This is a genomic window from Pseudomonas sp. NPDC079367, from assembly GCF_044542195.1.
GTDB lineage: Bacteria > Pseudomonadota > Gammaproteobacteria > Pseudomonadales > Pseudomonadaceae > Aquipseudomonas.
The window spans coordinates 1-9,846 of the sequence record NZ_JBITTW010000067.1 but is presented as its reverse complement, the minus strand read 5'-3'; the positions used below and the strand labels follow the sequence as shown (position 1 = coordinate 9,846).

Sequence of the window (9,846 nt, the reverse complement as noted above, 5' to 3'; positions counted from 1 at the left end):
TGCATGCGAATACTGCTGATCAGACTGAATGCCATGCTGCGAGACGGTACAGAATGGCGCTGATGGACGGCGGGTTAAGACAGTTGCTCCCACATGAGTTTGATGTCAGGGAATGAAACGCTCAGGGTTCCAAGCCAATGCGGAAGAACTCGCCGCCGCTCCACACGCCCAACCAGCGCTGGCCACCGATCTCACGACTTACCGCCAATTCGACCAACTGGTAAAACACATTGCGGTGAATCAACGCTTCGAGGTTGCTGCGCACATGCACATAGGGCGCAGGCTCTTGAGTCTCGGGATCAATCTCGACACGGATCGGATGCTCAGCCCCCGCCTCGGTGGTTTCCTCTACGTTGGTGGTGAAGCGCAACACTTGCGTCTCGCCCTCGCCTTCCACTTCCAGAGACACCGCTACGAACGGTGCGTCATCGACCTTGATCCCGACCTTCTCGACCGGGGTGATGAGGAAGTAATCATCGCCGTCGCGGCGGATGATGGTGGAGAACAGTTTGACCATCGGCTTGCGCCCGATCGGCGTACCCAGGTAGTACCAGGCGCCGTCGCGGGCGATGCGCATGTCGATGTCGCCGCAGAAATCCGGGTTCCACAAATGCACCGGTGGCAGGCCTTTGGTCTTGGGGATCTGCCCCAGCAGGTCATTGGCTGTTTGCGGGTCACTCATGGCGTACTCCTTGATTACTGGTCGCCGATCCCCAGCAGGCTGCGTGCGTATTGCGCCAGCGGCGGACCGATGAGGTCTTCGGGTTTGGAGTCATGGAACGTCAGTAAACCGCCACGACTCTTGATCCGTGCAGTATCAATCAAATACTGGGTGCTGGTCTCGATCAACATGATCTGAATCACGCCGCCATCGATACCGAGGCGATCCACGGCTTCCTGGTCCAGCCACTCATCGGAGTTGCCGATGCGGTCGTCAGCCTTGGCGAAACGTGTGTACAGCAGGTAATGCGCGCCGGCATCACGGGCTTCGCCCATGGCTTGATCGAGGCCTTCCGGCGCACGGGCGCGGCGGACCATTGGAAAGTATTCGACAAAGCCCTTGAAGGCTTCTTCGGCGACCACGTTCGGCCGTGGATAGGAGCCCCCCGGCGGTGCGAACGCGCCTTGGGCGATGAAGATGAACGAGTCCGGCTGAATGCGGATATTGTTCACCCGGCGACTGTCGCTGTGATCCAGAAGCCCCGCATCGCTCATGTGAGAGCGAGTGCCTTCGGCCATGTCGCTGACATTCATGCAGCCGCCAAGCGCCAAAACGGCCAGCAGCAAAACCAGGCTACGCATCCTATTCCTCCAGAAGCCGGTGTCGGAAAACCGGCGAATGGCCGTTGGATGCAGCTTTTGCGCCAGCTCGTGAATTTCGCCCTTGATAGATCGCCTTCGCGAGCAAGCTCGCTCCCACATATGAATGCATTCCAAATGTGGGAGCGAGCTTGCTCGCGAAGGCGGATAATCAGCCGCCGATGATCTTCATGACGGTCGCACCACCGGAAAACGCCACCTCCTGCTTGTCACCCAACGCCTTGACCAGCAACCCCTGCAGCGCCGGCAATGCTTGATGGCGCGGTTTGTCGAGCAGATCGCCGACATAGTGACGGTTGCTCGACGACAGGCAGCCATGCAGCCAACCGGTCGATGACAGGCGCAAGCGCGAACACGTACGGCAGAACGGCACGCTTTCGTTGGCGATCACTCCGAAATTGCCGCGACCGGGAATCGAGTAGCGCACAGCCGTGGCGTCCACCGGTGCGTCGGTCTGGGCGTATTCATAACGTTCGCCGATCAGGCCGAGCAACTGCTCAAGGCTGACGAACTGCTGCAGGAAGGCATTGGAATCCTTGGCCAGGTGGCCCATGCGCATCAGCTCGATGAAGCGCAGTTCGAAGCCGCGCTCCAGACAGTAATCAAGCAGCGGCATGACCTGATCGAGGTTCTGCCCGCGCAACGGCACCATGTTGACCTTGATCTTCATCCCGGCGGCGGCAGCCTGATCCATACCATCGAGTACGCTCGCCAGATCGCCGCCACGGGCAATGCTGCGGAAGGCCGCAGCATCGAGGGTATCGAGGGAAACGTTGATCCGACGCAGACCGGCATTCACCAGTAGCGGGAGTTTTTTTGCAAGGAGTTGACCGTTGGTGGTCAGGCTGATGTCGTCGAGGCCCATCTGGCCGACGGCATTCATGAACGATTCGAGTTTGGGGCTGACCAGCGGCTCGCCGCCGGTGATGCGCAGGCGCTCGATACCGGCCGCTTCGATCAGGTATTCGACGCCACGCGCCATGGCTTCGGCCGACAACTCATCCTGCGCAGCCACCAACCGCTTGCCGTTGGGCACGCAGTAGGTACAGGCGTAGTTGCAGGCAGAGGTCAGGCTGATGCGCAGATTGCGAAAACGCCTGCCTTGACGGTCAACGATCATGAAGCACTCCGGCAAAAGAAAATCGAGCGCGCAAAACTTGACTGACAAATCAGGTTTTTGCAAGCCCTATGCCCGAGTATATTCCTGTGCTATTGCGCCATGTTGCGAAAACATAGCGCAATCAGCCCGCTGAATGGCTTACGTGCTCGGCGTTTCCGGGTCGCGCTTGCGCTTGTTACCCATGCGCACGCCAATGTCCATCAGGAACTGGAAGAAGCCTTCCTGATCTTCCAGCACATTGCTCCAGAACGGCGAGTGATACAGCGCGACCGCGCCATGCACCAGCGCCCAGGATGCGCAGTAATGGAAGTAAGGCGGCACGTCTTCGAGCTTGCCTTCGCTGATGCGACCCTTGATCAGCAGCGTCAGGCGTTCGAAATTCGAGGCGCGAATCTTGTGCAGCTCCTCGACCATCTCCGGCACCTGATTGCCCTTGACCACTTTCTCTTCGAGGCGGTCGAACAAGCGATAGCGCTGCGGGTCACGCATGCGAAATTCGAAGTAGGCGCGGGACAGCGCTTCCTTGTCCTTGTCGACATCGGCCGAATGCAGCAACTCGTTCAGATCGCGCTCGTAGTCGAGCATCAGGCGCAAGTAGATCTCGGCCTTGGATTTGAAGTGCTTGTAGATCGTGCCTTTGCCGATACCCACGGCATCAGCAATCATCTCGACGGTGACACTGTCTTCACCCTGGTCGAGGAACAGCTTGAGCGCGGTATCGAGAATTTCCTGCTCGCGGCGACGAAATTCACGGACCTTACGAGGTTCTTTATGCATAAGAAAAAGGTCTGAAGGGTCAAAATTCGAAGCCGCGTATTATGCCTAACTTGCACAAAAAAGCACGGTTCATCGACCAAATCTGTGTTTCTTGTTCATTTCGAGAACGATTTGGACGCAATGAGAACTCAACTGAAGCAAACGTATTCCAAATTTGTTTAAAAACCCCGACCGGCTCACTGGACTGCACGCCAGACTGATCAATACTTGAACTGTCGGGCGACATCTCCCCCAAGTGTCGCGCCGGTAAAGGTACCAACGGACCGCGTGCCTTTGTTTTACTCCTAATGGTCTTAACCCGGATTCACCCCCCAGAACCCGGGTTTTTTTTGTCTGCGATTTGGCCAGCCGTCACAGGGCAGATTTAACACTCGCCAGCGGGAACAGACGCTTGAAGTTCTCTGTGGTCTGCTCGGCAAAGCGCTCGTAGTTCTCACCACGCAGCATCGCCAGAAACTCCGCCACTTCGCGCACGTACTGCGGCAGGTTCGGCTTGCCGCGATACGGGATCGGCGCCAGGTACGGCGAGTCGGTTTCCACCAGCAGGCGATCGGCCGGCACTTTGCTCGCCACATCACGCAAGGCGTCGGCATTGCGGAACGTGACGATGCCCGACAGGGAAATGTAATAACCCATGTCCAGCGCCGCTTTGGCCATATCCCAGTCTTCAGTGAAGCAATGCAACACACCGGCCTGGGGCAGCGCCGCTTCGCGCAGCAGTTCGAGGGTGTCGGCACGGGCGCCGCGAGTGTGGATGATCACCGGCTTGCCGGTCTGCTGCGCCGCTTGCAGATGCAGGCGAAACGACTCCTGCTGCAACTCGGCAGCTTCCGGCTCGTAGTGATAGTCGAGACCGGTTTCGCCGATCGCCACCACTTTCGGGTGATCGAGTTCGTGCAGCAGCCAATCCAGCGCCGGTGCCGCGCCCGGCTGTACATCCAGCGGATGCACGCCGACCGAACAGTCAACGTCGTCGTAGCGTTCAGCGAGCGCCTTGACGTCGACGGCGTTGTCGGCACTGACGCCGATGCACAGAAAGTGTCCGACCCCGCGCTCGCGGGCCGCAGCGAGTGCGGCATCCAGCGAGCCGTCATGGGCGGCGAGGTCGAGACGGTCAAGGTGACAATGGGAATCTACGAGCATAAAAGACTGCAACTTACATCGTATGAGTGGGACGGTCGGATTTCAGCGCTCCGGCCAGATGAGTTTCGATGCGACTGCGCGCCGTGTCGTCGCCGTCGTTGAATTGCACGCCAACGCCGGCGGCGCGGTTGCCTTGTGCGCCTTTGGGGGTGATCCAGGCGACTTTGCCGGCGACCGGAATTTTTTCCGCTTCGTCCATCAAGTGCAAAAGCATGAACACCTCGTCACCCAACCTGTAGCTCTTGTTGGTCGGGATGAACAGGCCACCGTTCTTGATAAACGGCATATAGGCGGCGTAAAGCACCGACTTGTCCTTGATGGTCAGGGACAAGATGCCGTTACGCGGCCCCGGGCTGACAGGTTCAATCATGTTCACCTCCACTGCTGATCTCCAGAGTCTAGGTAAACATTTCTATCTTTGACCAGGCAATCCCGCCCATTGCACCAACAATGCTTCCAGCAACAGGGCCGGATTGAGGTTGGCCTTGCTCAGCACTTTCTGCCGCTGGGCGAGAATCCAGTCCTGTATTTGCAGCACTTTGCCCTGTGCACTTTTCTGCGCCAGGTACTGCACGACCTTGCGCATATCGGCCAGGCCGAGGCCGGCTTCGTCCTGCGTCAACTGGTAGCGCAGGATCAGGCTCGACCAATCGCAGAACCAGTCGAACAGACGCAGCATCGGAATGCTTTTCCACTCTTCGGCCAGTTGCGTCGGCGATTGCTGGCCCTTGAGCAGCTTTTTCACGCCTTCGACCACTTGCGCGCGCTGTTCACGCACGCCCTGCGATTGCAGGCTGACCGCCATCAGCGGCGAACCGGCGGCCAGCGTCAGCAGTTCGACGCGCTCTTCCTCCGCGCAATCGGGTAGCGCCTGAGCCAGCCACTGCAGGCTCATCGCCTCGCCCGGCAACGGACAGGCCTGCTGCACGCAACGACTCTTGATGGTCGGCAACAACCGGCTCGGCTGGTGGCTGACCAACAGCAGCACAGTGTCGCCGGACGGCTCTTCGAGGCTTTTAAGCAAGGCGTTGGCGGCGTTGATGTTCATCGACTCGACCGGCTCGATCAGCACCACTTTGCGCCCGCCGAGCTGCGCAGTCTGCACGACGAAGCTGACCAGATCACGAACCTGGTCGACCTTGATCGCCTTGTCCGCCTCTTCCGGCTCGAGAATGTAATTATCCGGATGACTGCCGGCCTTGAGCAGCAGGCAGGATTTGCACTCGCCACACGCCTCCCGCGTCGGGCGCTGGCACAGCAGGCTGGCCATCAAGCGCTCGGCGAGCGCACGTTTGCCGATCCCGGCCGGACCGTGCAGCAGATACGCGTGGGCATGCTGATTGCGTCCGGCCAGTTGCTGCCAGAGGCTGGCTTGCCATGGATAGGCCTCAGCCACGGGCCAGCTCCAGCAAATTCGGCAGCAAGGTGTCGAGCGATTGCTGAACCTTGGCCAAGGGCTGACCGGCATCAATCCGCACATAGCGCGACGGGTCGGCTTCCGCGCGTTTCAGGAACGCATTGCGCACGTTTTCGAAAAACGCCCGGCCTTCGAGTTCGAAGCGGTCCAGTCGGCCTCGGGCACTGGCGCGGGCCAGACCGATTTCCACGGGCAGGTCGAAAATCAATGTCAGATCGGGGCGCAGGTCGCCTTGCACGAAGGTTTCCAGGGTCGCGATGCGTTCCAGCGACAAACCACGACCGCCGCCCTGATAGGCGTATGTCGAATCGGTGAAGCGATCACACAGCACCACAGCGCCACGGGCCAGCGCCGGGCGAATCACTTCAGCCAGATGCTGCGCGCGCGCGGCGAACACCAACAACAGCTCGGCGTCCGGGTGCATCACTTCGTCGGCCGGGGTCAGCAACACCTCGCGAATGCGCTCGGCCAGTGGCGTGCCGCCGGGTTCACGGGTCAACAGTACTTCGATACCGGCGGCGCGCAGGCGCTCGGCGAGGTATTCGCGATTGGTGCTCTTGCCCGCGCCTTCCGGGCCTTCCAGAGTAATAAACAAGCCAGTCACAGGAAGTCCTTCATCAAAGTCATTGCGTGCTCTGCGGTGCAGCGGCATCCGGCTCCGGCGCTGGCGCAGGTTCTTGTGTTGGCACCTGCGGCAGCGCGTCGGGCGCAGTGTTGGGCGAGGCTGCCGGAATCGCCTCATCGGCGGCCGGCGCGGGTGCCGGTGCCGGGCTGGAACGGTAATCGGCACGGCGTTTGAGCTGGTATTCGCGCACTGCGTTGTTGTGTGCATCCAGGTCGTCGGAGAACACATGACTGCCATCGCCACGGGCAACGAAATACAGGCTGGAGCCTTCCACCGGGTTGAGCGCAGCATGAATCGCTTCGCGCCCGACCATGGCAATCGGCGTCGGCGGCAAGCCGGGAATCACGTAGGTGTTATAGGGCGTCGGTTCTTTCAAATGCGCGCGGGTCAGTTTGCCGGTGTAGCGATCGCCGAGGCCATAAATCACCGTCGGGTCGGTCTGCAACTGCATGCCCAGTGCCATGCGCCGCACGAACACCCCAGCAATCTGCCCACGCTCCTGCGGTACGCCGGTCTCTTTCTCGACCAGCGAAGCCATGATCAGCGCCTGATACGGCTCTTTGTAAGGCACATCGGCGGAACGCTGCGCCCACTCTTTGGCGAGCACTTCGTCAAGACGGTCAAAAGCCTTCTTCAGCAGCTCGGCATCGGACATGCCGCGCACGAAACGATAGGTGTCCGGGAAAAACCGGCCTTCAGGAAACAGGCCTTTGTGGCCAATCTTCGCCATGACGTCGCTGTCGCTCAGACCGTTGAGGGTCTGCTCGAGTTTGTCGTCCTTAGCCAGCGCGGCGCGCACTTGATGAAAAGTCCAGCCTTCGACCAGCGTCAGGCTGTACTGAACCACGTCACCACGCTTCCACGAATCGATCAAGCCGTTGACGGTCATCCCCGGCTGCATGCGGTACTCGCCGCTGTGAATCGGCGTGCCGGCGAGATTGAAGCGCCAGTAGACGCGCAGCCAGAACGCGTCCTTGATGACGCCGTCGGTTTCGAGCTCAAGGAAGGTACGCGTCGGTGTAGAGCCTTTCGGCACATCCAGCAGTTGTTCCTGCGGGATATTGAGGGGCTGCTCCAGTGCCGAATGAATTTTCCAGGCGCTGGCGCCCAACAGCAGCCCTGCCAGAACCAGTCCGGTTTCCAGCAGCAGCAAAAGTTTACGTCTCACGAATCAAGCATCCAGTAGCGCGCGGGCAAGGGTTTGCAGTTTACGGGTGAGCGGGCCAACCGGCCAGCTCAGTGCAGCGCAGGCGCGTACCGGCCAGACGCCATAAACGCTGTTGCAGACAAACACTTCATCAGCCCATTGCAGCTGTTCGAGGGGGATATCGGCGATTTGCGTGGGGATGGCCAGTGAATCGGCCTGAAACAATATTTCAGCGCGCATCACACCAGCGACGCCGCAGCGCTTCAAGTCCGGGGTGATCAGAGCACCGTCGCGCACCAGGAAAATATTGCTGAACACACCTTCGACAACGCGCCCCGCCTGATCGAGCATCAAGCCTTCGGCATGCTGGCTATCCTGCCATTCGGCACGGGCGAGCACCTGTTCCAGCCGATTAAGATGTTTGAGCCCAGCCAGCAACGGCTGCGTGGATAAGCGCGTGTTGCAGGGAAACAGGCGGATGCCGTGCTCGGCGTGGCCAGCGGGATAAACCGCCGGCGGATTGCCTTGCAGAATGCGTCGGCCCTGCGCCGCAGGATCGGACGCATAACCGCGCAAGCCGTCGCCGCGAGTGAGGATGAGCTTGAGCACACCCTCCTCCATCGCTGCCGCATAGCTGAGCAGCTCATGGCGAACAAGCTCGAGATCAGTCGCGATGGCCAGACGCGCGCAGCCATCGGCCAGACGCGTCAGGTGCCGATCCAGCAGGACCGGCCGACCACCGTGCACAGCCATGGTCTCGAACAGACCATCGCCGTAAGCCAGGCCGCGATCTTTCAGCGACAAAGCGTCAGCCGGTTGACCGTCGACCCAGCTGTCCATCAGCCTGCGAACCGGCGGAACGCCAGGGTGCCGTTGGTGCCGCCGAAACCGAACGAGTTGGACAGCACGACATCAATGTCCATGTTGCGCGCCGTGTGTGCGACGAAATCGAGATCGCAGCCTTCGTCCGGCTCATCCAAGTTGATGGTCGGCGGTGCCACCTGGCTGTTGATCGCCAGAACGCTGAAGATCGCCTCGACTGCGCCCGCTGCGCCCAGCAGATGGCCGGTCATCGACTTGGTCGAGCTGACCGCCAGCTTGTAAGCGTGATCGCCGAATACCGTCTTGATCGCATTGGCTTCTGCAAGGTCGCCGGCCGGTGTCGAGGTGCCGTGGGCGTTGATGTACTGCACTTGGTCGACATTGATCTTCGCATCGCGCAGGGCATTGGTGATGCAGCGCGCGGCACCGGCGCCGTCGGCGGGTGGCGAGGTCATGTGGAACGCATCGCCACTGGTACCGAAACCGATCAATTCGGCGTAGATCGTCGCGCCGCGGGCCTTGGCGTGTTCGAGTTCTTCGAGAACCAGCGCGCCGGCACCATCGGACAGGACAAAGCCGTCACGGCCCTTGTCCCAGGGACGGCTGGCGCGGGTCGGCTCGTCGTTGCGGGTCGACAGCGCACGGGAGGCGCCGAAGCCGCCCATGCCCAGACCGCAAGCGGCCATTTCGGCGCCGCCGGCAATCATCACGTCGGCTTCGTCGTACATGATGTTGCGCGCTGCCATGCCGATGCAGTGCGTACCGGTGGTGCACGCGGTGGCAATGGCGTAGTTGGGTCCCTGTGCCCCCAGATGGATCGACAGGAAGCCGGAAATCATATTGATGATCGAGCCAGGCACAAAGAACGGAGAGATCCGTCGCGGACCTGTCTCGTGCAGGGTGCGGCTGGTTTCCTCGATGTTGGTCAGACCGCCAATGCCCGAACCCATGGCCACGCCAATGCGTTCACGGTTGGCATCGGTGACTTCCAGACCGGCGTTGCGCACGGCTTGAAAGCCTGCGGCCAGACCGTACTGAATGAACAGGTCGAGCTTGCGCGCTTCCTTGACCGACAGGTATTCCTCGACATTGAAACCTTTGACCGAACCGCCAAAGCGGGTCGAATAGGCAGAAAGGTCGGTGTGTTCGATCAGACCAATGCCACTGCGGCCAGCCAGAATGCCCTGCCAACTGCTCGGCACATCCGTGCCCAGTGGCGACAACATACCCATACCGGTGACTACGACGCGTCTACGCGACACAGCACTCTCCTTTTCAAATGACGACTTTGCATCAGGCCTAAAGAAAAAACCGCACGCCATGATGGCAGTGCGGTTTTTCCATGACAGCAAGCAACGATTACAAACTATTACGCCTGATGGCTGGTAACGTAGTCGATTGCAGCTTGTACAGTAGTGATCTTGACAGCTTCTTCGTCAGGGATTTCGGTCTCGACTTCCTCTTCCAGACCCATC

At 60.2% G+C, this 9,846-nt stretch carries 11 protein-coding genes and 1 pseudogene; all 12 read right to left on the bottom strand.

The genetic code is table 11. The features are described from left to right. Positions 1 to 121: 121 nt before the first annotated feature. Positions 122 to 682 carry a DUF1285 domain-containing protein gene (locus tag ACIGDJ_RS27685; protein ID WP_397480221.1) on the bottom strand — a complete coding sequence of 187 codons (561 nt, stop codon included), beginning with the start codon at positions 680 to 682 and terminating at the stop codon, positions 122 to 124. Between the two features lie 14 nt (positions 683 to 696). Further along, entirely contained in the window at positions 697 to 1,302 is a 606-nt protein-coding gene (locus ACIGDJ_RS27680; RefSeq protein ID WP_101156249.1) for a DUF4823 domain-containing protein, read from the bottom strand. Positions 1,303 to 1,471: 169 nt separating this feature from the next. After that, on the bottom strand, positions 1,472 to 2,440 hold the full coding sequence (locus ACIGDJ_RS27675) for a GTP 3',8-cyclase MoaA (protein ID WP_397480222.1): 969 nt from the start codon (positions 2,438 to 2,440) through the stop codon (positions 1,472 to 1,474). A 138-nt stretch (positions 2,441 to 2,578) separates the two neighbouring features. After that, positions 2,579 to 3,217: a TetR/AcrR family transcriptional regulator gene (locus tag ACIGDJ_RS27670; RefSeq protein ID WP_016770981.1), complete on the bottom strand. Its 639-nt coding sequence runs from the start codon at positions 3,215 to 3,217 to the stop codon at positions 2,579 to 2,581. A 351-nt stretch (positions 3,218 to 3,568) separates the two neighbouring features. Next, complete coding sequence (locus ACIGDJ_RS27665) at positions 3,569 to 4,360, bottom strand: TatD family hydrolase (protein ID WP_397480223.1); 792 nt, start codon at positions 4,358 to 4,360, stop codon at positions 3,569 to 3,571. A 13-nt stretch (positions 4,361 to 4,373) separates the two neighbouring features. Next, positions 4,374 to 4,730 carry a PilZ domain-containing protein gene (locus tag ACIGDJ_RS27660; RefSeq protein ID WP_016770983.1) on the bottom strand — a complete coding sequence of 119 codons (357 nt, stop codon included), beginning with the start codon at positions 4,728 to 4,730 and terminating at the stop codon, positions 4,374 to 4,376. A gap of 42 nt (positions 4,731 to 4,772) precedes the next feature. Next, complete coding sequence (locus tag ACIGDJ_RS27655) at positions 4,773 to 5,756, bottom strand: DNA polymerase III subunit delta' (RefSeq protein ID WP_397480224.1); 984 nt, start codon at positions 5,754 to 5,756, stop codon at positions 4,773 to 4,775. Next, the gene (gene tmk / locus ACIGDJ_RS27650) at positions 5,749 to 6,381 is read right to left on the bottom strand and encodes a dTMP kinase (protein WP_101156421.1); all 633 of its coding nucleotides are present in this window, start codon (positions 6,379 to 6,381) and stop codon (positions 5,749 to 5,751) included. The genes ACIGDJ_RS27655 and tmk overlap by 8 nt, the downstream gene beginning before the upstream one ends. A 19-nt stretch (positions 6,382 to 6,400) precedes the next feature. After that, positions 6,401 to 7,570 carry an endolytic transglycosylase MltG gene (gene mltG / locus ACIGDJ_RS27645; RefSeq protein WP_397480225.1) on the bottom strand — a complete coding sequence of 390 codons (1,170 nt, stop codon included), beginning with the start codon at positions 7,568 to 7,570 and terminating at the stop codon, positions 6,401 to 6,403. Between the two features lie 3 nt (positions 7,571 to 7,573). Next, positions 7,574 to 8,389, bottom strand: coding sequence for an aminodeoxychorismate lyase (gene pabC / locus ACIGDJ_RS27640; RefSeq protein ID WP_397480226.1), 816 nt, complete (start codon positions 8,387 to 8,389; stop codon positions 7,574 to 7,576). Next, on the bottom strand, positions 8,389 to 9,633 hold the full coding sequence (gene fabF / locus ACIGDJ_RS27635) for a beta-ketoacyl-ACP synthase II (protein WP_101156232.1): 1,245 nt from the start codon (positions 9,631 to 9,633) through the stop codon (positions 8,389 to 8,391). Before fabF ends, pabC begins: the two co-directional genes overlap by 1 nt. 107 nt (positions 9,634 to 9,740) lie before the next feature. Next, positions 9,741 to 9,846 (bottom strand): annotated as a pseudogene (locus ACIGDJ_RS27630) (acyl carrier protein); the annotation flags it as partial.